Source organism: Streptomyces sp. NPDC107581 (assembly GCF_055657175.1).
Map to the genome: position 1 here is coordinate 43,223 of NZ_JBVKBH010000007.1, position 22,847 is coordinate 66,069.

A 22,847-nucleotide genomic window follows, 5' to 3' on the forward strand; every position below is an offset into this window, starting at 1 on the left:
GCCGTGGGATCCGGTCGCTCACAGCTCTCCCATTCGTCGGATCACGGGGGCCACGCGTTGCACGCCGTGGCGGTAGGCGCCGCGTGCGGCCCGGCGCACGATCTGGCGGACGGGTCCGGGCGCCTTGTCGGCGGCGGGCGCGCCGGGCAGCGGTGCGCCGTCGGGGCCGAGGTGGTGGCGCGCGAGGATTCCGGGGAGGTAGCCGGGCGCGGTCTCGGGTGTGTAGTAGGGGGCGAGGGGCGGCAGGGCCCCCGGCCGGTCCAGCAGCCCGGCGATGCGCTCGCGGGCGGTGTCGAACGCGGTGGCGTAGGAGCCGTCGGCGGCGACGCCCTGGCGGGCCACCCACTCCTCGTCGGCCGCCGGGCGGTGCCCGGCGTCCAGCTGGTCCCAGGAGGCGAGGCACCCGGAACCGGTGAAGTGGTGGTTGCCGAGCGTCTCGCGCACGCCCAGGTCGGTCAGGACGACCGTCGGGATGCGGCGGTGCAGGGCCTCCAGGGCGGCCGTGGAGCTGACCGTGACCAGCAGGTCGGTACGGTCGAGCACCTCGCCCATGTGGCCGTACACCAGGCGGAAGTTGGCGGGCACGTCCTTGCCCTGGACCAGCTTCTGGTACGGCAGCTCCTCGATGTGGGTGGTGTGCTCGCCGGGCTTGGAGCGCAGCTTGAGCAGCACTTCGCGCTCGGGGTGCAGGCGGGCGTGCCCGATCAGCCGGTCCAGCAGGTAGGTGCGGTCCTTGCGGCTGTCCGGGACGGACGGCTGGGCCGCGAACACCACCGTGCAGGGGTCGTGCTCGCCGGTGTACGGCGCCCCGCCGAGGAACGGCAGTGCGACCTCGGTCACCGCGGAGGCGTCTGCGCCGACCCCCTCGTACACGGCCCGGAAGCGGTCCGCGTCGTGGCGGGAGTTGGCGAGGACGAGGTCCGCCCCGTGCCGCAGCAGCAGCCCGTCGGCGAGCTTCTCGTAGACGACACCGACGTAGCCGGTGACGACGACGGGACGCTTCCCGGAGCCCCAGGCGTTCCCGAGCCCGTGCAGCATCGCCTGCACGCCGCCGCCGACCAGGGCGAGGACGAGGACGTCGTACGGGTCGTCCCCGTCTTCGGCCATCGCACGCAGGAACTCGACGGCCGTCACCTCGCGGAGGGAGTCCGCGCGGACGCCGATCTCGTCGAGCTGGCGGGCGGTCGGGGTCGCTCGGCCCCGCAGGAGGTAGCCGTCGAGCCGGATCTCGGCATCGGTGGGGGTGACGCGCTGCGCGGTGAGCGCGCCCCACTTCCACCGGGTGTCGGAATCGGCGAGGACGGCCACCCGCAGGGCTTTCGTTGCACTTGCTGGCACGTCGAAGACGCTAGGAAGGCATTCCGAGGAACCGCCCAACCTGAATACAACAAACGGTTAACAGCACATCGCCGAATGGCGAATCGGGCCATGATCACGCCGCAAAAAAGCCCGGTTCACGGGTTCGCCACGCGTCGTTCACCTGGTATCAAGATAACGGTCAAGACGAATGACGGGCTTCGCCCTAACGTCCACCACGTGGTCAAGCTCTCCGTCATCGTGCCGTTCTACAACGTGCAGCAATACGCGCCCGACACCCTGAGGAGCCTCAGTGCGAACGCGCGTGAGGACTTCGAATTCATTCTCGTCGACGACTGTTCCCGCGACGGGACACCGGAGATTCTCGCGCGCGCGGAGCGTGAGCTGCCCGGCGCGGTCTTCGTCAGACACGAGAAGAACGGAGGACTGGCGACCGCCCGCAACACCGGCATCGACCGGGCGCGCGGCGAGTACCTGACCTTCCTGGACGGCGACGACTGGCTCGCCCCCGGCTACTACCCTCAGCTGGTCGCCGCCATGGACGAGCTGAACTGCGACTTCCTGCGCACCGACCATGTGCAGTGCACCGCGCGGGCCCGCGCCGTGCACCGGGTGCCGGTCGGCCGCCGGGGCGTCGTGCTGAACCCGCGCGAGGCGATCCTGCCCGCCGACCGCTCCACCTCCGTGGACTACGCCTACGCCTGGGCGGGTGTCTACCACCGGCGCCTGGTGGACAAGGGTGTGCTGCACTTCACCGACGGACTGCGCACGGCCGAGGACCGGCCGTGGATCTGGAAGCTGCACCGGGAGGCCGAATCCTTCGCCGCGGTCAGCCTGCTCGGTGTGTTCTACCGGCGCGGAGTCGCCTCGTCGCTCACCCAGATCGGTGACGTCCGGCAGCTCGATTTCATTCGCGCGTTCGACCAGGTGGTCGCGGAGACCGCCGCGGACCGGGACGCCGCCGACCTCCTGCCGAAGGCCGTGCGCACCTATTGCGCCATCATTTCCCATCACCTGGGATCCATCGAAAGGTTCGAGCCCGCGGTGGCGAAGAAACTGAAATCCATGAGTGCCGCGGCGCTGCGGCGCATGCCGCAGGACGTGCTGGACGAGGCGCTGGACTCCATGGACCTCCAGCGCGCCACCAAGCTGCGCCGGCTGCGCCGCCGTCCCGCCCCCGCGGGGGTCGCCGCGTGACCACCCAGATCTTCCAGGCGTCGACGCTGTACGGCACGGCCACGCTCGCCGCCGCCCTGGACTCGGGCTGCTTCCGCCCCGCCGACCGGCGCATCCTGCTGGTCTGCAACAACGCGGCCACCCCCGAGACCACACCCGGCCTGGACGAGATGCCGGGCTTCGAGCGGCTGCGCGACCGCTTCGACGACGTGCTCTCGTACAACGAGACGATCTTCCCCTTCCACCCCGGCGGCTGGGCGCCCCGGGTGGACGACATGCCCCTGTGGGAGCGGTATCTGCGCCACGAGTGGCAGCTCGGGGACGACGACGTGGAGCTGGCCGTCGAGTCGATCCAGGTCAACCCGTCGCTCGCGCTCGCCCAGATCTTCACCGGCGCCCCGGTCACCGTCTACGCCGACGGCCTGATGAGCTACGGCCCGACGCGCAACAAGATCGACCCGCTGGTCGGCACCCGGGTGGACCGGGTGCTCCACCTCGACCTGGTGCCGGGCCTCAAGCCCCTGCTGCTCACCGAGTTCGGCGTGCCGGGCGAGATCGTGGCGACGCCGGCCTTCACCAAGGTGCTGGCCGAGCTGGCGCCCCTCGGCGACGATCTGCCGCAGATCGAGGAGCCCGCGCTGCTGCTCGGGCAGTACCTCTCCGCGCTCGACATCCTCACCGCCGAGCAGGAGGAGAACCTGCATGTGCGGATGCTGAAGGGGGCGGTCGCGCTCGGGCACACCAAGGTGGTGTTCAAGCCGCACCCCACCGCTCCGGCCCGCTTCACCCGCACCCTGGAGCAGGAGGCGGAGAAGCTGAAGGTCGACCTCACCGTGCTCGACACGCCCGTCCTCGCCGAGGTCCTCTACCAGCGGATGCGTCCCGCGCTGGTGGTCGGCTGCTTCTCCACCGCCCTGCTGACCGCCTCCGCGCTGTACGGCCTGCCGGTCGCCCGGGTCGGCACCGATCTGCTGCTGGAGCAGCTGACGCCGTACGAGAACAGCAACCGGATCCCGGTCACCGTGGTCGACGCGCTGCTGCCCGAGCTGGGCGACCGCGGAGCGGTGACCGAGCAGAGCCGGGGCATGGCGGTCGAGGCGCTGGGCGCGCTGGTGCGTGCGGTGGGCTTCGCGATGCAGCCGAAGATCCTGCCGACGCTGCGCGACGAGACCGAGCGCTATCTGGCGAAGAACCTGAACGAGCGCACCCTGCGCTACTTCAAGCGCAAGCGGCTGACCTCGCTGGCGCTGCCCGGCGGGGTGCCGGCACAGCTGGCGTTCATCCCGCGCAACGCGACGGTCCGCCGGGTGGCGCGCAAGGCCCGCAATCTGCGCCGGGCCGTGCGCCGCTGATTCTCCGCTCCGCCGGCCTGTGTCTCTTTCGCCGTGGCGGGGCCGTATGCGGGCCCGCCACGGCTTTCGGCGGTTTCGGACGGGGACGAGGACGACGGCCGAAGGGTTCGGGAATCCGAAGCGACCGGTTGGTTAACGAACAGGGTTGACCGGATGAATGATTGGTCCACCACGCCAGTCATTCCTATGATTTTCCCAGGTGAGCGACGGCACGGTCTGGTGTGCGACAGAAATTCACATGAAAATCCGAGCAGAGCAACGTTTGTTCGGGAAAATGTCGAGCATCATGCCTGTTTCGCCCACCACCCTCACCAGCGCTCCGCCCGCACCCGGGACGACACCCGCCCCGCCCGCCGCGGACGCCCGCCGGAACCGCCTGCACGCCCTGGACGGGCTGCGGCTCGTGGCCGCGCTGCTGGTCTGCCTCTACCACTACGCCGGACGCGGCGGCACGGTCTCGGAGTCCTGGCACCAGTCGCCGTCCCTCCTCTTCCCGACGCTGTCGCAGCTGGCCACGTACGGCTGTCTGGGCGTCCAGTTCTTCTTCGTCATCAGCGGTTTCGTCATCTGCATGAGCAGCTGGGGCCGCTCGCTGGGCGACTTCTTCCGCTCCCGCGTCGCCCGCCTCTACCCCGCCTACTGGGTCGCCCTGGTCCTGGTCACCGGCGCGTCCCTGGCCCTGCCGGCCGTGGTGCACGCGGTGCGGCTGGACGAGTTCCTGGTCAACCTGACCATGCTGCAGCAGCCGATGGGCGTGCCGCGCGTGCTCGGGGTGTGCTGGACGCTGTGGGTCGAGGTCCGCTTCTACGCGCTGTTCGCGCTGTTCGTCGTCATGCGCGGGGTCACCTACCGCCGGGTCGTGCTGTTCTGCGCGGTGTGGACGCTGGCCGCGGTGGTGTGCCGCACATCGGGCAACGCGCTCACGGACCAGCTGGTCATGCCGGACTACGCCCCCTTCTTCATCGGCGGTCTCGCGCTCTACCTGATCCACCGCTTCGGCAGCGACCTGCTGCTGTGGGGCATCGTGGGCGTCTCCTGGCTGCTCGGGCAGAGCGCCGCGACCCGCGGGCTGTGGCACCCGGGCGCCCACGGCGACTTCGTCCGCAGCCCGCACGTCATAGTGCTGATCGTCACCGTCGCCTTCGCCTCCGTGGCGGCCGTGGCACTGGGCTGGACCCGGTGGGCGAACTGGCGCTGGCTGGCCACGGCCGGTGCGCTGACGTACCCGTTCTACCTGGTCCACGAGCACCTGGGCTGGTTCGTGATCCGGGTGCTGCACCGGGGTCTGGGCCTGCCCGCTTACGCGACGCTGGCGACGACGGTGCTCGGCATGCTGACGCTCGCCTGGCTGATCCACCGGTTTGTGGAGAAACCATTCGGCCCGCGTCTGAAGAGGGCCCTGAAGAAGGCCCGTACGCCCGTGGTCCCCGCCGGGATCAACCTGCCGAACGGCGGGAAGGGCGTCGGCTGAGGCCGAAGCGGGCCTCGATGCCCGCGATCACCAGGACGAGACCCTCCTCGAACTGCGTGTCGTAGTCACCGAAGAGCACCTTCCCGGCCTCGGCCGCGAGCGGGAAGTCGGCCAGGCGGCGGGCGCGCTCCTCGATGTCGTACCCCTCCCGGCGCTCCCCCGGGAGGGGCCGCACGCCCTGCTCCTCGGTGACGAAGCCGATGGTGTACGCATACGCCGTCCGGCCCGCCAGGACCGCCTGGGCGAGGGTGAAGCCGGCGTCCGTGAGGACGCGCAGGCTCGCCTCCTGCTCGCGGGCGTGGTCCGTGCCCGTGAAGCGTGAACCGCTGAAGACCTTGGCGCCGTCGCGGTAGCCGAGCAGCGCGGCGCGCAGCCCGCGGTTGGCCTTGCCCAGCCTCTCCTGCCAGGTGTCGGCGGGATCGAGAGCGGCGCCCGCGACCATCCGGCGGTACATCTCCGTCGCCATCTCGTCGAGCAGCGCCTGCTTGTCCTTGAAGTGCCAGTACAGCGCCGGAGCCTTGACGTCCAGCTCCTTGGCGATGGCACGCAGGGTCAGCCCGTCGAGGCCGACCTCGTTCAGCAGCCGCAGCGCCGTGTCCGCGACCCGCTTGCGATCGAGGGGCGCGCGTCGTTCCGTACTCACACTTGACAGCTTAACAGCGTTAAGTGCACTCTCGTCATCGACGGCACTTAACGGCGTTAAGGAGAATCGTGATGGATGTCCTGATCGTGGGCGCCGGTCCCACCGGACTCGCCCTCGGCATCGACCTCGCCCGGCGTGGCGTGGACGCGCTGATCGTGGAGCGGGCGGAGGGGCTGTTCCCGGGTTCGCGCGGCAAGGGGATCCAGCCCCGCACCCAGGAGGTGTTCGAGGACCTCGGCGTGCTGGAGGCGATCCGCGCGGCCGGCGGCCCCTACCCGACGCGGATGATCTGGAAGGGCGGCCGGCGGGTCGGCGAGCAGCCGATGTTCGAGCCGGTCGCGGCGGACGAGGGCGCGCCGTACACCGAGCCGTGGATGGTCGCGCAGTGGCGGACGCAGGAAGTGCTGTACGCGCGGCTGCTGGAGCTGGGCGGCAAGGTCGCCTTCGGGCGCGAGGTGACGGGCCTGGAGCAGGACGCGGAGGGCGTGGACGTACGGTGCGCCGACGGTACGGGCATCCGCGCGCGGTACGTCGTCGCGGCCGACGGCGGGCGGTCCGCCGTACGGCGGGCGGTGGGTGTGCGGATGACCGGGGAGACGGTCGACCCGGCGCCGTTCCTGGTGGCGGACGTGCGGGTGAAGGGGCTCGACCGGGAGTACTGGCACGCGTTCCCGGCGGCCGACGACACCGGTCTCATGCTGTGCCCGCTCACCGGCACGGACGTCTTCCAGCTGGCCGCGAGGCTCCCGGAGGGCACGGAGCCGGACCTCACCCTGGACGGCCTGCGGGGGCTGGTCGCCGCGTACACGCACCTGGACGGGGACGACCTCACCGAGCTGCGCTGGGCCTCGGAGTTCCGGCCCCGGGCGGCGCTCGCGGACCGCTTCCGGGTGGGCCGGGTGTTCCTCGCGGGCGACGCGGCGCACGTCCACTCACCGGCCGGCGGGCAGGGGCTGAACACGAGCGTCCAGGACGCCTACAACCTGGGCTGGAAGCTGGGCGCGGTGCTGCGGGACGGGGCGCCCCGGGCCCTGCTGGACACCTACGAGGAGGAGCGGCGGGCCAATGCGGCGGCCATGCTGGGCCTGACGACCGGGGTGCACCGCGGGGAGGTGCGGCGCGGAAAGGCGACGGTGCAGCTCGGGCTGGGCTACCCGGACTCGTCCCTGAGCCAGGAGACCCGGGCCGTCCCGTCCGCGGTACGGGCGGGCGACCGCGCGCCGGACGGCACGGTGGACGGCGTACGGCTCTTCGACGCGTTCCGGGGGCCGCACTGGATGCTGCTGGGCGCCACCGCACCCGTCACCGGGGTGACGGCCCTCCCGGCCGCCCCGGCCTCGTACGGACCCGGCGTCTTCCTGGTCCGCCCGGACGGGTACGTCGGCTGGGCGGGCGACTCGGCGGAGGGCCTCGGCGCCTATCTGGCCGGGGTCGGCGTCCGCTGACCCGCCGGCCTACGTCCGCTGACCCGCCGGCCTACGCACTGGCCAGCGACAGCTTCAGCGCGAACCCGAGGAACAGGGCTCCCGCCGCCGAGGTGGCCGTAGCAGACAGCCGCTTGCGGCGGCGGAAGGCGGCGGCGAGGCGGGTGCCGCCGAATATCAGCGCGCTGAGGTAGAGGAAGCTGGCCAGCTGGGCGAAGGCGCCCAGCACGACGAAGGAGAGGGGGGGTAGGCGTAGCCCGGGTCCACGAACTGCACGAAGAAGGCGACGAAGAACAGGATCGCCTTGGGGTTGAAGAGGCTGACGACGAAGGCACGGCGGAAGGGCCGCTCCTCGGCCGAGGCGATGGGCGCGGCCTCCTCGACGGCCTTCTCCCGCCGGGTCCGCCACATCGCCCGGGCGGAACGCAGCATCCCGATCGCCAGCCAGGTCAGATATCCGGCACCGGCGTACTTCACGATCCCGAAGAGCACGGCGTTGCCCTGGAGGAGCGAGGCGACCCCGGCGGCGGACAGTGTCATCAGCACGGTGTCCCCGCACCACACCCCGGCGGCGGCGGTGTATCCGGCCCGCACGCCCCGGCGGGCGGCGACGGAGAGCACGTACAGGGAGTTGGGACCGGGCAGCAGGACGATCAGGACGAGACCGGCCAGATAGGTGGGGAGATCGATGACGCCGAACATGAGAAGGAGTGTCGCACGGGGGTACGACATCCGGGTCCCGGCGGGTCGGTCGTCGCTCCACGAGCGTGGCCGGGGGCACGCGGTTTCCGCCCCTGATCACCCGTACGAAGCAACCCCCGGCTCAGAACGCGTCCGCCGGCACATGGCTCCCCCAGATCTCCCGCAGTGCGTTGCACACTTCCCCCACCGTCGCCCGCCCCCGCAGCGCCTCCTTCATCGGGTACAGCACGTTCCCCTCCCCCTCCGCCGCCTTCTTCAGCGCGTCCAGCGCCACGTCCACGGCCCGCTGGTCCCGCCCGGCCCGCAGTCTGCCCAGGCGTTCCCGCTGCCGCTCCTCGATCGCCGGGTCCACCCGCAGCGGTTCGTACGGTTCCTCCTCGTCCAGCCGGAAGCGGTTGACGCCCACGACCACCCGCTCGCCGGAGTCGGTCTCCTGCGCGATGCGGTAGGCGTTCCGCTCGATCTCGCCCTTCTGGAAGCCCCGCTCGATCGCCGCCTGCGCCCCGCCGAGGTCCTCGACCCTGCGCATCAGGTCCAGCGCGGCCGTCTCGACCTCGTCGGTCAGCTTCTCGACCGCGTAGGAGCCCGCGAAGGGATCGACCGTCGCCGTGACGTCCGTCTCGTGGGCCAGTACCTGCTGGGTGCGCAGCGCGAGGCGCGCGCTCTTCTCCGTCGGCAGGGCGATCGCCTCGTCGAAGGAGTTGGTGTGCAGGGACTGGGTGCCGCCGAGGACGGCCCCGAGGGCCTGGACCGCCACCCGGACCAGGTTCACCTCCGGCTGCTGGGCCGTCAGCTGGACCCCGGCCGTCTGGGTGTGGAAGCGGAGCATCCAGGACTTCGGGTTCCGTGCGCCGAAGTCCTCCCTCATCACCCGCGCCCAGATCCTTCTCGCCGCGCGGAACTTGGCGACCTCCTCCAGCAGCGTCGTACGGGCCACGAAGAAGAAGGACAGCCGGGGGGCGAAGTCGTCGACGTCCATGCCGGCCGCCACCGCCGTACGGACGTACTCGATGCCGTCGGCGAGGGTGAAGGCGATCTCCTGCGCGGGGGACGCGCCCGCCTCCGCCATGTGGTAGCCGGAGATCGAGATCGTGTTCCACTTCGGGATCTCGGCGGTGCAGTACCTGAAGATGTCGGCGGTCAGCCGGAGCGAGGGCCCCGGCGGGAAGATGTAGGTGCCCCGCGCGATGTACTCCTTCAGGACGTCGTTCTGGATGGTGCCGGTCAGCCGGTCGGCCGGCACGCCCTGCTCCTCGGCCACCAGCTGGTAGAGGAGGAGGAGCAGCGCCGCCGGTGCGTTGATCGTCATCGAGGTGGAGACCTGGTCCAGCGGGATGCCGTCGAACAGCACCCGCATGTCCTCGATGGAGTCGATCGCCACGCCCACCTTGCCGACCTCGCCGTGGGCCAGGGGCGCGTCGGAGTCGTGGCCCATCTGGGTGGGCAGGTCGAAGGCGACGGACAGGCCCGTGGTGCCGTGCGCGATCAGCTGCCGGTAGCGGGCGTTGGACTCCGCCGCCGTCCCGAACCCGGCGTACTGGCGCATGGTCCAGGGGCGGCCGGTGTACATGGTCGGATACACCCCGCGGGTGTACGGGTAGTTCCCCGGTCGGCCCAGCTTCCGGGCCGGGTCCCAGCCGGTCAGGTCGTCCGGCCCGTAGACCGGCTCGATCGGCAGACCCGACTCCGACTCGCGCGCCATGGATGCCTCCGCAGTCCGTTCTGTCCCCCCTCACCATGCCCCGTAGTTCGACGGCGGTCACGCGGGGAAGCATCACCGGCATGAGGATCCCGGGGAGACCTGTCGCCGTACTCGCCTCGACCACCGCCCTCGCCGCGCTCTGCGGCTGCACCGTGCAGCCCCCCGACACGGACGGCAAGCACCGCGGGCCGGTGCACATCCGGCTGCCGTCCAGCGACGGCCCGGAACCGGCCCGGACGGCCGACGGCCCCGGACCCGCCCCGACGGCCGGCAGCCCCGCCCCCACCCGTACGGCCGACAGCCCCGGATCCCACGGGACGGCCGGGGGCGCACCCGCCGCCGAGCCCGGCCTGCCCGCGCCCCGGGTGGTGTGGTCGCGCGGGGACAGCGGCTCGGGGGTGCGCGAGCTGCAGGCGCGGCTGCGCCAGGTCGGCTGGCTGTTCGACGGACCGACGGGGACGTACGACGACCTGACCGAGCAGGCCGTCCAGGGCTTCCAGGGCAAACGCGGGCTGCCGCGGACCGGCAGGCTGGACACCGTCACCTGGCAGCGGCTGCTGGCGATGACGCACCGGCCGGGCATGTGGGAGCTGTATCTGATGGGCGGTCAGCCGGCCGCCGCGCCCGATCCGCGCTGTCTGACCGGCCGGGTGCTGTGCATCAGCAAGACCAGCCGGACGCTGCGCTGGATGATCGACGGGCGCACGGTCGAGACCGTGTCCGTGCGCTTCGGCGCCCAGTACACCCCCACCCGCGAGGGTGTGTTCCGCATCTACTGGAAGTCACGGCACCACGTGTCGACGATCTACCACTCGCCGATGCCGTACGCGATGTTCTTCAGCGGCGGCCAGGCGGTGCACTACTCCTACGACTTCGCCGCCCGCGGCTACGCCGGCGGTTCGCACGGATGCGTCAACGTGCGGGACGAGACGGCGATCGCGGAGCTGTTCGCGCAGGTGCGCAACGGCGACAAGGTCGTCGTGTACTGGTGAGGCGCCGTGCCGGCGGGAGGTGTGGGGCGCGGGCGGGACCGGGGGAACGTGTCCCGCCCGCGCCAGGTGCACGAGCCGTGGGTACGGGGGGAACCCCGGCTCAGTGCGACGGCCGATGACCAGTCGGCTCACTGAGTACTGCGTCGCGGGGGCCGAAAACGTCACACCTCTCGCGGAGAAATTTTCGCGATCAACAAAACCGCAGGTCAGAGGCGTATGTAAAGGTCAGAGCGCGGTGTACGACGGGCTCGGCAGGGGCACCGGCACCGGTCGGCCCTGGGTGCGCGGCGCGAAGGCCGAGGGCAAGGGGGAGGCGATGCCGCCCCGGTGACGGATGTGACCGTGACCCCGGCCCGGGCCCGGATGACCGTCGTCGTCACCGCCGCGGCCGTCGCCGTCGCCCTTGCCGCTCTTCCCGTCGCCCTTGCCGACGTTGCCGTCGCCGTCGCCCTTGCTGTCGCCCCCGGAGGCGGACTGGCCCGCGAGGACGAACTTGCAGTACTTGGCCACCCGCGCGGAGCCGCCCGCCAGGACCTCCAGGACCCGCCTGCGGCCGGAGCCCAGGTCCTTGCCGTCCTGCAGGTCGCGGCAGGCAGCGGCGACGGCGGTGCCCCGCCACGAGGTACCGGGGGTGGTGGAGGGTGCGCCGGAGCCGGGACGGGCGCCCTTGTCCTCGTCCGCGTCCTGTCCGGCGGTACTCCGGGAGGGGTCCGCGCCGGGGGAACCGCTGCTGCCGGGGCTGGGCGTGTCGATGTCGGGGACGATGCCCGGGGAGGACCGCGGGGAGGGAGAGGTGGGGGGCCGTCCGGAGTTCTGGGCGGAGACGGAGGCCGCGGGCCCCGGTTCGCGGTGGAACGGCATCGGCAGCACCCCGCTGCCCGCGGCCATGGCGACGCCGCCGAGCATGCCCGCGGCCACCGCGGCGGCGAGCGCGAGGCGCACCGGACGGGCCCAGTGCGGGCGCCCGGAGCCGGTTCCGGTTCTGGTGCGGGGCGGGGCGCCGATGCGAACCAGACCCGCGTCCGCGCCGCGTGCGGCGCGGACGGAGCGTCTGCCGGGGGCGCCCTCGCCGAGGGCGGCGGCGGTGCGCTCGGACTCGGTCTCCGCACGGGCCTTGCGGAACGCGGCCAGCGCGGCCTGCTCGCCGGGCAGTTCACCGGTCGCGGGGGCAGCCTGGGCGGAGAGCGCGCCCAGCGCCTTGCCCAGCTGTTCGGCCTGGTCACGGACGGATGCGTCGACGGCTTCCAGTGACTCACCGCGCAGCAGACGTTCCGCCGTCTCCCCGGTCAGCCACTTGTACTGCTCGTCGGCCATCACATGTCCTTCTGCGTCCGCGCACGCGTATGCGTCACAGTGGCGGACGTCACCGCGCGACGGCGCGGTTCTCGCTGGGGCGGGAGCGCGTCGAGCACGCCCGCCGATTCCGGATCGTCGCCGAGCAGCTCCGCGAGCCGTTTCAGGCCGCGGTGCGCGGCGGTGCGTACGGCGCCCGCGCGCTTGCCGAGCGTCTCGGCGGCGGTCTTGGCGTCGAGGCCCACGACCACGCGCAGGACGACCGCCTCGGCCTGGTCCTGCGGGAGCCGCGCGATGAGCGAGAGGGTGCCGTTCGTGGCCAGCGCCTCCATGGCCTCGCCGGCCGTGTCGGACTCGGCGGCGCGGCCGGTCAGTTCGGTCTCGTCGCCGCCGATCGCGGGGCGGCGGCCGCGCATGCGTATGTGGTCCAGGGCGCGGTTGCGGGCGATCCGGGCGGCCCAGCCTCGGAAGCGGTCGGCGTCGCCGCTGAACCGGTCGAGGTCCCGGGCTATCTGCAGCCAGGCCTCGGACGCGACGTCCTCGGCGTCCGGATCTCCTACCAGCGTGCGTACGTATCCGAGCAGCCTCGGGTGCACCGCGCGGTACACCGTACGGAACGCGGTCTCATCCCCGCCCTGTGCCGCACGCACCGCGGTGGTCAGCTCCGCGTCGTCCCCCAGCACCGCACTCCCTTTACGCCCGTCTTCGGTCGGCGCGAAAGGCACGTTACGGCGTGAAACCGTTCCTCGTCCATGTCTGTAGAAGATGCAACTAACTCGTGACACGCGCGGGTGTGACAGAAAACGCACTCATGGCGCTGAGAAAAGTACGGGCCGCCGCGCGGTCCGTGTCGCGCGACGGCCGGGGCCTCTCCTGTGGGGGGTGGCGGCCCCGGCCGTTGCCCCGGCCGCTCGACGCGGGCGGGAGGGCCGGTTCGCCTGCTCCTCCCGTCGGCCTTCGGCGAGTCGGCGGCACCACGCCTGCCGGTCTTCGGATCCGCGCCGGCCCTCGCGCTTGCACCGGCCCTCACGCCCTTGCCGGCCCTCGTAACACCCTTGTCGGCCCTCGTACTCCTGCCGGCCCTCATATCTCCTGCCGGCCCTCGCCTCCGTGCCCGAACTGCTGTTGTTGTTCGACTTCGCACGCTTGTCGGCCTTTTGTCCTTCGGTGCGGGTCAACCGGGCGGCGCGGTGGGCCACTACGTCCTTCTCACCGCCGACGCGGCTCCCGGGGGCGCCAGTCGTCCCGGCGCCGGGTCCGCGCCCGGTGTGCTCCGGAGTCCCGGGCGGCGCGGAACGCGGCCACGGCGAGCCGCTCGGCCTCGGGATCGACGCCTTCCGGGCGGTCTTCGAAGCGGCCCTCCGGGCGTCCTTCCAGGCGGCCTTCCGGGTGGCCCTCCGGGCGCCCTTCCGGGTGGCCGTCCCCGCGGATCGCGGCGGCGAACCGCGCCTCGAACGCGGCATCCCCGTCGACCGGCACCGGTCCAGGCCCCGGCGCCGGTGCCGGTGCGGGCTCCGGCCCCGGTCCCAGGACCGTGCCGGCGGGGTGCCCGTGCCGACGGCAGGGCGACCCGTCGCCGCTGTGCCGTTCACCCATGTCTGTTCCCGCTCCCGGTCCGGCCCGCCGTGCCGCTTCGGATCCGCCGGAGGCCTCGTCCCGGCGGTCCCGTGCATCCGCACGGCCACCGGCGGCCGCCGTTCATTCCGACTCCCCCAGCGTTCGGGGGCCCTCATCCGTCACACCGGTCGCCGCCGCGTCCTGGGCGCCCAGTTGGCGGGCCAGCCGCTTCAGCCCGCGGTACGCGGCGGTGCGGACCGCGCCGGGGCGCTTGCCCAGGACGCGTGCGACGGCGGGGCCGTCGAGGCCGACGACCACCCGCAGCAGCACCGCCTCGGCCTGGTCGCGCGGCAGCGCACGGATCAGCTCCAGGGCGCGCTCGGTGGACAGGGACTCCAGCGCCTGCTCGTGCGTGCTGTGCGGCCCCGGCAGTTCCAGTACGTCCTGCTCGAGCGCCGCCGGCCGGGGCCGTACCCGCTGTCTGCGCAGGTGGTCCAGGGCCCGGTGCCGGGCGATGGTGGCGGTCCAGCCGCGGAACCCGTCGCCGTCCCCCCGGAACCGTCCGAGGTCGCGGGCTATCTCCAGCCAGGCGTCGGAGGCCACGTCCTCGGCGTCGTCGCCGACGAGGCCGCGCAGATAGCCGAGCAGGCCCGGCTGCACCATCCGGTAGGCCACCGCGAAGGCGCTCTCGTCACCCTCCTGGGCCCGCGCGACGGCCGCGCCCAGTTCCCCGTCGCCTGCCTGCGGTCGACGGGTCTCCCCTCCCTGGCCCAAGACAGTCCTCGTTCGCGCCGAGTTCGTGGCCACCGCATGGCGCATGCCGCACGGGCGCCGCACCGCGGCCGTGTCCACGCCTTCCAAGGTCATCAGCGCCGGGCCTCACAGAAGTGTCACAGGCCCTCGGCGGCCGGACGCCGCCCCGGGGCGAGGGGCGCGCGGCGAGGGCCGATCGCCGGTGCCCCCGCTCCCCCGGGCCGGGGCCCGCCCGCGCGAGGGGCACGGGCCGGAAGGTCAGCCGGTGGCGGTCGCGTCCCGGCACAGCAGGCGCAGCGAGCCATGGCCGCCGAAGCACCGCCGGGCCTCGTCGATGGGGTCCCACAGCCGGCCGTCGGGGGTGCGGATCCAGTGCTCGCCGCCGGTCGCCCACCACTCGGCGCCGGTCCGGCGGACGATGACCTCACCGGCGTAGGCGCCGAAGCCGCGCAGCGCGCTCTCGACCGCCGCGTACGGCGGTCCTTCGCGGCGTATCTCCTCGATCATCCGGTCCACCCGCCACAGGCTCTGCGCCGAGTAGTCGAGCCGTACCCGCGCGCCCTCGCGCATGGTGGCCACCGTGTCGGCCGCCCACCGTACGGGCTTCGCCGCGGCGTGCGGCCGGGTCTCCTGCTGTGCTGTCACGTACTGGGCTGTCACATAGGGAAAAGCGGGCGCGGGCGGACTTCCGTCACGCGGATCCGGACCGTTTCCCCAACCGGTGCAGGACCGCCCCACCGCCACCGCACGACAGTCACAGGACTCACCCGGAAGCGGGGTTTGAATTCCGTTCAGCCGCGGCCGCGGGCCCGGCGGGACACCACCGCGCGCAGCACCCTGCGGCCCTCGACCGTGACGTCCAGGGCGCGGCGCAGGCCGTGCGTGCCGTGCTCGGCGAGGAGTTCCAGGACGACGACCTGGCGCCGCAGCTCGGCGGCGACGAGCGGGGACACGCCCTCGGTGCCGCCCTCGCGTCCGTCGTCCGGGCGCTCGCCCTGCGCGGTGTCGTCCACGGCGGGATCCAGGAGCCGGTGGATGCGCAGGGAGGCGACGGAGCAGGCGTCGGCCCAGACCCGTATCGCCTCGGCGGTGCGCTCGGCGGGGGCCGCGTCCAGCATGCGGCGGGCGAGCAGCGCGGCCTCGTCCACGCCGGCCTCCCCGTCCGCGCCGGATCCCGCCGGGTCGAAGGCGCCGCGCGCCTTGTCCAGGCTCCGGGCCCAGTCGGAGCCGTCGGCAAGGCTCGCCCAGAGCGGGCGCAGCGCCTCGTCGTCTCCGTCCAGCAGGGGTACGCACCGATCCAAACAAGCCAGCCCGCTGGCGGCCAGTCCCCGTTCGTCGGCCTGCGCGATCAGTTCCACCAGGCTCATGGAAGCCTCCCTCGCCAGGGCACCGCCTTTACGGAGCCCGCACTTCCCCTTACTGCGTGCGACGGCGCGGGAGTGTCACAGCCAGGAGTTTTCAGCCAAAGGCCAGGACCGGCTCGGCGCCCGCGAGAGCCCGCTGGTGCTGCATCCGGGTGATCTTGAGAACCACCAGGACGGCGAGCGCGGCGGCCAGGATGTCGACCACGTCGGAGAACAGCATCTGGCGGGCGGCCGCCCGCAGTTCGTCCGCACTGTGGGCATGGCCGTACTCCGTGGTGGCGGCCCGGTCGGCGAGCAGGGAGAGGATCCACACCGTCCACCACCAGTTGACCAGCGCATGGCTCGGGCGCTCGGCCCAGCGGGCGCTGGAGTCCCAGATGTCGAGGGTGACCCGGCGCGGGAACCACAGGTTCACGACCGGGACGAACCAGCCGCCGATCACCCAGCCCCGCGCCTTGCCGTGCCCGCCCGGGTTGAACACCTCGGCGTTGACCCGCACCCGCCACAGCCAGCACAGGTACACGACGATCGTCGCCAGCAGGGCGACGCCCTGGACGACGCCGGAGGCGGAGTAGAGCGAGTCGGCCCGGTGGGCACGGTCCAGCACATCGGCGCCGGTGGCCCTGTCGGCCATGTCCCCGGCGACGTTCATCTGCAGCGTATCGGCGACGACGGCGAACAGGTCGGCGGCGATGACCAGGCCGAGCAGCACCGCGGTGGCCCGGCCGAGCCCGACCGGAGAGCGCAGAACGGCACCGGGCGCCCCGGCGAACGGCGGCGCGGCGACCGGCGGTGCGACCGTGGCGCACTGGGCGCACAGGGTGCCTCCGGGAGCGGCGGCGAAGTGCTGGCAGCGGGCACAGGTCATGAAAGGAGTTCCCCCGGAACGACATGGAAGCGCGCGGCTCTCCCCTGAGCCGGGTGCGCGACGGTGAACACCGGAAGATACGGTTCGCGGCCCTCGCACGTCCACTCGAATCCGGGTGCGGTCTCAGCCCAGCCGGTTCGCCAGTTTCCGGAAGTCGGACCAGGACTGCGCGGGGGTGCCCGGGTCCCACAGCTTCTGCACGGTGGCCCGCAGCGGCATCCGTATCCCGGCGGCGACCTGGTCCTGGGTCTGGGCGTTCGGGAAGTCGCCCCAGACCGCGAACGTGCCGCCGAGGATCTGCCCGTCGTAGTTCGCCGGTACGGCGGTCGTGCCGCGCACCACCCGCGGGGTCCACTGTTCGTAGATCCGCTGCCCGGTCGGGTAGACGAAGGTCTGCGGCTGCCCGAGGACGTAGTACAGGAACTCGTCGTTGTAGTTGATCAGCTTGCGGCCCGCGCTCAGGTACTCCGCGGGCGGCCGGGCGCCGATCTCCTTGCCGGTCCAGTAGGCGACCTGGAGGTCCTTGGCGGGCTGCACGGAGGTGTTCGCGTAGAAGCCGTCGTTCCAGGCGCGCATGGTCCGGTCGTGGGCGCGCACGGTGGCGGCCCGGTCGTTCAGCCAGCCGGTGGCGAGGTCGGCGACGGTGGCGCCGGAGCCGTACTTCTGCTGGGCGGCGGCCGCCAGCTGCGGGTAGGAGGTCTGCGGGTCCGACACGGTCAGCGCCTGGTACTCGTCGCCGCCGAGGTTCCACTGGTTGCCGGTGAACAGGCCGGCGTACTCGTTGAGCAGATCGTCCACGATCTTCGCGGAACCGGGCTTGGAGATGTCGACCGCGCCGCGTGTCGCGTCCCCGTTCGCGTTGCGCAGCTGCAGGTCGGGGTGGGCGGCGATGACCGCGCCCAGATGTCCGGGCGAGTCGATCTCGGGCACCACGGTGATGTGCCGGGCGGCCGCCAGATCCACGATCTGCTTGACCTGCGCCTTGGACAGGTGGTCCTTGGAGACGATCTCGGGATGGGTGCTGGACTCGATCCGGAAGCCCTGGTCGTCGGAGAAGTGCAGGCCCAGCTCGTTGAACTTCAGGTCCCCCAGCTCGCGTATCCGGTCCTCGATCCAGGACGCGGTGTACGGCTTGCGCGCCATGTCCAGCATGAAGCCGCGCACCGGCTTGGCGGGCTCGTCGCGCACGACACCCTCCGGTGCCGCGCCGGCACCGTGGACCTCCTGCTTGAGGGTGCGGGTGCCGTAGAAGACCCCGGCGTCGGCCGGCCCGCTGATGTCGACCCGCCCCCCGCGGACGGTCATGGTGTACGACTCGGGGTTCCCGCCCCCGCCGCCCAGGGCCAGCCGCAGGTCCCCGGCCCGTACGTCGTCCTTCTCCCCCGCGTACGCCAGCCCCAGTTCACCGGCTATCAGCCGGCCCTCGTCGGCCAGCTCCGGATCGCTCACCACCACCCGCTCGCCGTGCTGCGGTTTCCAGCCGGGCCCGCGCGCCGGGGTGTGGGAGCGCACCGCCGGTATGGTGCGCGGCGCCTGGGAGAGCGGATAGGAGCGGCTGGGCGCGGTACTGCTCGGAGTGGCCGCGTCACTGGACGCGGCGGCGGACGCGCGCTTCGACGGCGCCTGCCCCGTGCTGCCCGCCGGCCGCCCGCCGCCCCCGTCCGCCGAGGCCCAGAAGCCGACGCCCACGCCGAGCGCGACGGTCCCGGCGAACGTGACGGCCACGACCGCCCGTTTGCGCCTCACCTGCTGCGCCGAGACCCGGCGCTTGTGCTGGCTCACTCAAACAACGTACGTCCGATCCGCAGTTCATTCGTCACCGAGACGTTCTGAAACTCTTCCGTCCGGGTGAAAATCAGGCATCCTACGGACACACAGTGACCACTCTCGATAACGTGATGACACACCTTTCACAGCATCCGCTGCCACACCACATGTGACGCGAGGACCCACGCTGCCTGCGCACCGTCTCCCGTACCTTCCCCAGCCGCTGGACGCCTTCAACGCCGCCTCCGCCGACGAGGCCCGCGCCCTGCTCCAGCGCTGCCTGTACTGCCTGCGCTGGTCCCGCCGGCTGGCCGACCACCGTCCCTACCCCGACCTGGACTCCCTCCTGGCGGCGGCGGACGAGGCGGCGTACGACCTGTCCCCCGCCGATCTGTCGGAGGCGCTGGCGGGCGAGCGCCTGCCCGAGCTGCCGGACGGGACGTACGCGGTCGCCCACACGGCCCTGAGCGCGGCCCATGCCGCGTACGAGGCCCGTTTCGGCCACGCGTTCGTCATCTATCTGGGTGATACGCCGCCCGCGGAGACCCTCGACCACGTCCTCGAAGGCATCCGATCACGATTGACAAACGATCCGGAGGAGGAACGGGTGACAGCGGCGGAGGAACTCAGGCGCCTCGCGGGACAGCGGCTCGGCCAGCTCCTCGGCGGCGCGGGGAACTGCGCGACCAGCCACAACGCGTCCGCACCCGGCAGATAACAGGACACTCCACCCCGGTTGCCGCACGTCGCTAGCCCAACCGCGTGCCACTTTGATCACACGAGTAGGCCCCCCGTAAGCCTCACGCCACCGCATGGATACGATGCTGAGGGCCGGTGGACCGTACCCGGCCGGGCCCGACCGACAGTGAAGCCGGCGCGGCCCTAGTCCCCGCTCCCGGAGGGTTCTTCCGTGCCGGCTGGAACGCTGTACCGCGGCCGGGAAGGAATGTGGTCCTGGGTGGCTCACCGAGTCACCGGCGTCCTCATCTTCTTCTTCCTGTTCGTCCACGTCCTGGACACCGCTCTCGTGCGTGTCTCCCCCGACGACTACGACAAGGTCGTAGCCACGTACAAGACGCCGATCGTCGCGCTGCTGGAGTACGGCCTCGTCGCCGCCATCCTCTTCCACGCGCTCAACGGCCTGCGCGTCATCGCCGTCGACTTCTGGTCGAAGGGCCCGCGCTACCAGAAGCAGATGCTCTGGACCGTCGTCGGTGTCTGGGTCGTCCTGATGGCCGGGGCGCTCTATCCCGTCCTCGGCCACGCCGCTCGTGTTCTGTTCGGGAGCTGAGGCCCATGTCCACGACTGAATCCACCGCGTCCGGCGTCGGCCCCGTCGAGGGAGCCCCCGTCTACAGCGTCGAGAACCCGGCCCCGTTCATCGAGGCGCCGCGCAAGCGGACCAAGAAGACCCCGCGTTCGACCCGGGGCAACTTCGAGATGGTCGCCTGGCTCTTCATGCGCCTGTCCGGCGTCGTGCTGGTCGTCCTCGTCCTCGGCCACCTGCTGATCCAGCTGGTGCTGGACGGCGGCGTCTCCAAGATCGGCTTCGCCTTCGTGGCCGGCCGCTGGGCGTCCCCGTTCTGGCAGATCTGGGACCTGGCGATGCTGTGGCTGGCGATGCTGCACGGCGCCAACGGCCTGCGCACGGTCATCAACGACTACGCGGAGCGCGCGAACACCCGGCTGTGGCTGAAGGGCCTGCTCTACACCGCCACGGTGTTCACCATCCTGCTGGGCACGCTGGTGATCTTCACCTTCGACCCGAACATCCGCTAGGCACGGGGCTGCGAGAAACATGAAGATCCACAAGTACGACACCGTCATCGTCGGCGCCGGCGGCGCCGGCATGCGCGCGGCCATCGAGGCGACGAAGCGCAGCCGCACCGCCGTCCTGACCAAGCTCTACCCCACCCGCTCCCACACGGGCGCCGCGCAGGGCGGCATGGCCGCCGCGCTGGCCAACGTGGAGGAGGACAACTGGGAGTGGCACACCTTCGACACGATCAAGGGCGGTGACTACCTGGTCGACCAGGACGCCGCCGAGATCCTGGCGAAGGAGGCCATCGACGCCGTCCTCGACCTGGAGAAGATGGGCCTGCCGTTCAACCGGACGCCCAACGGCACCATCGACCAGCGCCGGTTCGGCGGTCACAGCCGCAACCACGGCGAGGCGCCCGTGCGCCGGTCCTGCTACGCCGCGGACCGCACCGGCCACATGATCCTCCAGACGCTGTACCAGAACTGCGTCAAGGAGGGCGTGGAGTTCTTCAACGAGTTCTACGTCCTGGACCAGCTGATCACCGAGGTCGACGGCGTCAGGAAGTCGTCCGGCGTGGTGGCGTACGAGCTGGCCACCGGCGAGATCCACGTCTTCCAGGCGAAGGCCGTCATCTACGCCTCCGGCGGCACCGGCAAGTTCTTCAAGGTGACCTCCAACGCGCACACGCTCACCGGTGACGGCCAGGCGGCCTGCTACCGCCGGGGCCTGCCGCTGGAGGACATGGAGTTCTTCCAGTTCCACCCGACCGGCATCTGGCGCATGGGCATCCTGCTGACGGAGGGCGCCCGCGGTGAGGGCGGCATCCTGCGCAACAAGGACGGCGAGCGCTTCATGGAGAAGTACGCGCCGGTCATGAAGGACCTCGCGTCCCGTGACGTCGTCTCCCGCTCCATCTACACGGAGATCCGCGAGGGCCGCGGCTGCGGTCCCGAGGGCGACCACGTCTACCTGGACCTCACGCACCTCCCGCCGGAGCAGCTGGACGCCAAGCTCCCGGACATCACGGAGTTCGCGCGCACCTACCTGGGCATCGAGCCGTACACGGACCCGATCCCGATCCAGCCCACCGCCCACTACGCGATGGGCGGCATCCCGACCAACGTCGAGGGCGAGGTCCTGGCGGACAACACCACCGTCGTCCCGGGCCTGTACGCGGCCGGCGAGGTCGCCTGTGTGTCCGTGCACGGCGCCAACCGCCTGGGCACCAACTCGCTGCTGGACATCAACGTCTTCGGCCGCCGTGCGGGCATCGCCGCCGCCGAGTACTCCCACACGGCCGACTTCGTCGAGCTGCCGGAGAACCCGGAGTCGCTGGTCGTCGAGCAGATCGAGCAGCTGCGCAACTCCACCGGCACCGAGCGGGTGGCCACGATCCGCCGCGAGCTGCAGGAGACCATGGACGCCAACGTCATGGTGTTCCGCACCGAGCAGACGATCAAGACGGCCGTCGAGAAGATCGCCGAGCTGCGCGAGCGCTACAAGAACGTGTCGATCCAGGACAAGGGCAAGCGGTTCAACACGGACCTCCTGGAGGCGATCGAGCTGGGCAACCTGCTCGAGCTGGCCGAGGTCATGGCGGTGTCCGCCCTGGCCCGCAAGGAGTCCCGCGGCGGTCACTACCGCGAGGACTACCCGAACCGCGACGACGTCAACTTCATGCGCCACACGATGGCGTACCGCGAGGTCGGCGCCGACGGCTCGGAAACCGTCCGTCTCGACTACAAGCCGGTCGTCCAGACCCGCTACCAGCCGATGGAGCGTAAGTACTGATGGCTACCCCTGTTCTGGACAAGGCGGACGCGGCCGGCCAGCCCGAGCCCGGCTTCGCCGACTCCCCCTACATCACGGTCACCTTCCGGGTCCGCCGGTTCAACCCGGAGGTCTCGGCGGAGGCGGTCTGGGAAGACTTCCAGCTGGAGATCGACCCCAAGGAGCGCGTCCTCGACGGCCTCCACAAGATCAAGTGGGACGTCGACGGCACGCTGACCTTCCGGCGTTCCTGCGCGCACGGCATCTGCGGTTCGGACGCGATGCGGATCAACGGCAAGAACCGTCTTGCCTGCAAGACCCTCATCAAGGACATCAACCCCGAGAAGCCGATCACGGTCGAGCCCATCAAGGGCCTGACGGTCCTGAAGGACCTGGTCGTGGACATGGAGCCGTTCTTCCAGGCGTACCGGGACGTCATGCCGTTCCTGGTCACCAAGGACACGAACGAGCCGACGCGCGAGCGGCTGCAGTCCGCCGAGGACCGCGAGCGCTTCGACGACACCACGAAGTGCATCCTCTGCGCCGCGTGCACGTCCTCGTGCCCGGTCTTCTGGAACGACGGCCAGTACTTCGGCCCGGCCGCCATCGTCAACGCGCACCGCTTCATCTTCGACTCGCGTGACGAGGCGGGCGAGCAGCGCCTGGAGATCCTCAACGACCGCGACGGCGTCTGGCGCTGCCGCACGACCTTCAACTGCACGGACGCCTGCCCGCGCGGTATCGAGGTCACGAAGGCGATCCAGGAAGTGAAGCGCGCGCTGATCACGCGTCGCTACTGACGGGACGTCCGAGCGTACGAGGGGCCGTTCCTCCCGGAGGCGGGAGGAACGGCCCCTCGGCCTTGGATCATCGGACCAGCCGTTCATCACATCCGCCGGGGGAGAACTGGCAGGACGAGGGGCTGATCCAACAG

Annotated in this window: 21 protein-coding genes and 1 pseudogene; 10 read left to right on the forward strand and 12 right to left on the reverse strand. The window is 71.6% G+C overall.

What is annotated here, in order from left to right:
• Positions 1–18: 18 nt before the first annotated feature.
• A complete protein-coding gene (locus ACZ7P3_RS19035; protein ID WP_472083074.1) occupies positions 19–1,338 on the reverse strand; it encodes a DUF6716 putative glycosyltransferase in 1,320 nt (439 codons plus the stop codon).
• A gap of 198 nt (positions 1,339–1,536) precedes the next feature.
• On the opposite strand from ACZ7P3_RS19035, the gene ACZ7P3_RS19040 reads away from it, so the two are divergent.
• The 3 genes from ACZ7P3_RS19040 (at position 1,537) to ACZ7P3_RS19050 (ending at position 5,316) form a co-directional block, all read left to right on the forward strand.
• Positions 1,537–2,514 (forward strand): glycosyltransferase family 2 protein, encoded by a 978-nt coding sequence (locus ACZ7P3_RS19040; RefSeq protein WP_472083076.1) that lies wholly within the window; start codon positions 1,537–1,539, stop codon positions 2,512–2,514.
• A complete protein-coding gene (locus ACZ7P3_RS19045; RefSeq protein ID WP_472083078.1) occupies positions 2,511–3,845 on the forward strand; it encodes an alpha-2,8-polysialyltransferase family protein in 1,335 nt (444 codons plus the stop codon). The genes ACZ7P3_RS19040 and ACZ7P3_RS19045 overlap by 4 nt, the downstream gene beginning before the upstream one ends.
• A 286-nt stretch (positions 3,846–4,131) precedes the next feature.
• Complete coding sequence (locus ACZ7P3_RS19050; RefSeq protein WP_472083080.1) at positions 4,132–5,316, forward strand: acyltransferase family protein; 1,185 nt, start codon at positions 4,132–4,134, stop codon at positions 5,314–5,316.
• Here the strand turns inward: ACZ7P3_RS19050 and ACZ7P3_RS19055 are convergent.
• Positions 5,282–5,959: a TetR/AcrR family transcriptional regulator C-terminal domain-containing protein gene (locus ACZ7P3_RS19055; protein WP_472083082.1), complete on the reverse strand. Its 678-nt coding sequence runs from the start codon at positions 5,957–5,959 to the stop codon at positions 5,282–5,284. The genes ACZ7P3_RS19050 and ACZ7P3_RS19055 overlap by 35 nt on opposite strands.
• A 71-nt stretch (positions 5,960–6,030) precedes the next feature.
• Between ACZ7P3_RS19055 and ACZ7P3_RS19060 the strand changes: the two genes are divergently transcribed.
• On the forward strand, positions 6,031–7,404 hold the full coding sequence (locus ACZ7P3_RS19060; RefSeq protein ID WP_472083084.1) for an FAD-dependent monooxygenase: 1,374 nt from the start codon (positions 6,031–6,033) through the stop codon (positions 7,402–7,404).
• 31 nt (positions 7,405–7,435) lie between these two features.
• Here ACZ7P3_RS19060 and leuE read toward each other — a convergent pair.
• Together leuE and ACZ7P3_RS19070 are read right to left on the reverse strand one after the other, a co-directional pair.
• Positions 7,436–8,085, reverse strand: a pseudogene (gene leuE, locus ACZ7P3_RS19065) (leucine efflux protein LeuE).
• A 121-nt stretch (positions 8,086–8,206) separates the two neighbouring features.
• A complete protein-coding gene (locus tag ACZ7P3_RS19070) occupies positions 8,207–9,787 on the reverse strand; it encodes an acyl-CoA mutase large subunit family protein (RefSeq protein WP_472083086.1) in 1,581 nt (526 codons plus the stop codon).
• 80 nt (positions 9,788–9,867) lie between these two features.
• Between ACZ7P3_RS19070 and ACZ7P3_RS19075 the strand changes: the two genes are divergently transcribed.
• Positions 9,868–10,779 (forward strand): L,D-transpeptidase family protein, encoded by a 912-nt coding sequence (locus ACZ7P3_RS19075; protein ID WP_472083088.1) that lies wholly within the window; start codon positions 9,868–9,870, stop codon positions 10,777–10,779.
• A gap of 225 nt (positions 10,780–11,004) precedes the next feature.
• On the opposite strand, the gene ACZ7P3_RS19080 is transcribed toward ACZ7P3_RS19075, so the two are convergent.
• The 8 genes from ACZ7P3_RS19080 to ACZ7P3_RS19115 form a co-directional block, all read right to left on the reverse strand.
• The gene (locus tag ACZ7P3_RS19080) at positions 11,005–12,093 is read right to left on the reverse strand and encodes a hypothetical protein (protein ID WP_472083090.1); all 1,089 of its coding nucleotides are present in this window, start codon (positions 12,091–12,093) and stop codon (positions 11,005–11,007) included.
• Positions 12,093–12,755, reverse strand: a complete 663-nt coding sequence (locus ACZ7P3_RS19085; RefSeq protein WP_472083092.1) for an RNA polymerase sigma factor — start codon at positions 12,753–12,755, stop codon at positions 12,093–12,095. The genes ACZ7P3_RS19080 and ACZ7P3_RS19085 overlap by 1 nt, the downstream gene beginning before the upstream one ends.
• 526 nt (positions 12,756–13,281) lie before the next feature.
• Entirely contained in the window at positions 13,282–13,551 is a 270-nt protein-coding gene (locus ACZ7P3_RS19090; RefSeq protein WP_472083094.1) for a hypothetical protein, read from the reverse strand.
• 219 nt (positions 13,552–13,770) lie between these two features.
• Positions 13,771–14,403 (reverse strand): RNA polymerase sigma factor, encoded by a 633-nt coding sequence (locus ACZ7P3_RS19095; protein WP_472083096.1) that lies wholly within the window; start codon positions 14,401–14,403, stop codon positions 13,771–13,773.
• Between the two features lie 237 nt (positions 14,404–14,640).
• Entirely contained in the window at positions 14,641–15,027 is a 387-nt protein-coding gene (locus ACZ7P3_RS19100; protein WP_472083098.1) for a hypothetical protein, read from the reverse strand.
• Between the two features lie 146 nt (positions 15,028–15,173).
• Positions 15,174–15,749 carry a hypothetical protein gene (locus ACZ7P3_RS19105; RefSeq protein WP_472083100.1) on the reverse strand — a complete coding sequence of 192 codons (576 nt, stop codon included), beginning with the start codon at positions 15,747–15,749 and terminating at the stop codon, positions 15,174–15,176.
• Between the two features lie 91 nt (positions 15,750–15,840).
• On the reverse strand, positions 15,841–16,614 hold the full coding sequence (locus tag ACZ7P3_RS19110) for a DUF4328 domain-containing protein (RefSeq protein WP_472083102.1): 774 nt from the start codon (positions 16,612–16,614) through the stop codon (positions 15,841–15,843).
• A gap of 123 nt (positions 16,615–16,737) precedes the next feature.
• Complete coding sequence (locus ACZ7P3_RS19115; RefSeq protein ID WP_472083103.1) at positions 16,738–18,396, reverse strand: beta-N-acetylhexosaminidase; 1,659 nt, start codon at positions 18,394–18,396, stop codon at positions 16,738–16,740.
• A gap of 154 nt (positions 18,397–18,550) precedes the next feature.
• Between ACZ7P3_RS19115 and ACZ7P3_RS19120 the strand changes: the two genes are divergently transcribed.
• From ACZ7P3_RS19120 to ACZ7P3_RS19140, 5 genes are all read left to right on the forward strand, one after another.
• Positions 18,551–19,099, forward strand: coding sequence for a 2-oxo-4-hydroxy-4-carboxy-5-ureidoimidazoline decarboxylase (locus ACZ7P3_RS19120; protein ID WP_472083105.1), 549 nt, complete (start codon positions 18,551–18,553; stop codon positions 19,097–19,099).
• Between the two features lie 192 nt (positions 19,100–19,291).
• Positions 19,292–19,672, forward strand: coding sequence for a succinate dehydrogenase, cytochrome b556 subunit (sdhC, locus tag ACZ7P3_RS19125; protein WP_472083107.1), 381 nt, complete (start codon positions 19,292–19,294; stop codon positions 19,670–19,672).
• A 5-nt stretch (positions 19,673–19,677) separates the two neighbouring features.
• Complete coding sequence (locus ACZ7P3_RS19130; RefSeq protein WP_472083109.1) at positions 19,678–20,160, forward strand: succinate dehydrogenase hydrophobic membrane anchor subunit; 483 nt, start codon at positions 19,678–19,680, stop codon at positions 20,158–20,160.
• Between the two features lie 19 nt (positions 20,161–20,179).
• Positions 20,180–21,934: a succinate dehydrogenase flavoprotein subunit gene (sdhA, locus tag ACZ7P3_RS19135; protein WP_472083111.1), complete on the forward strand. Its 1,755-nt coding sequence runs from the start codon at positions 20,180–20,182 to the stop codon at positions 21,932–21,934.
• A complete protein-coding gene (locus ACZ7P3_RS19140; RefSeq protein ID WP_472083113.1) occupies positions 21,934–22,713 on the forward strand; it encodes a succinate dehydrogenase iron-sulfur subunit in 780 nt (259 codons plus the stop codon). The genes sdhA and ACZ7P3_RS19140 overlap by 1 nt, the downstream gene beginning before the upstream one ends.
• The last annotated feature ends 134 nt before the right edge of the window (positions 22,714–22,847 follow it).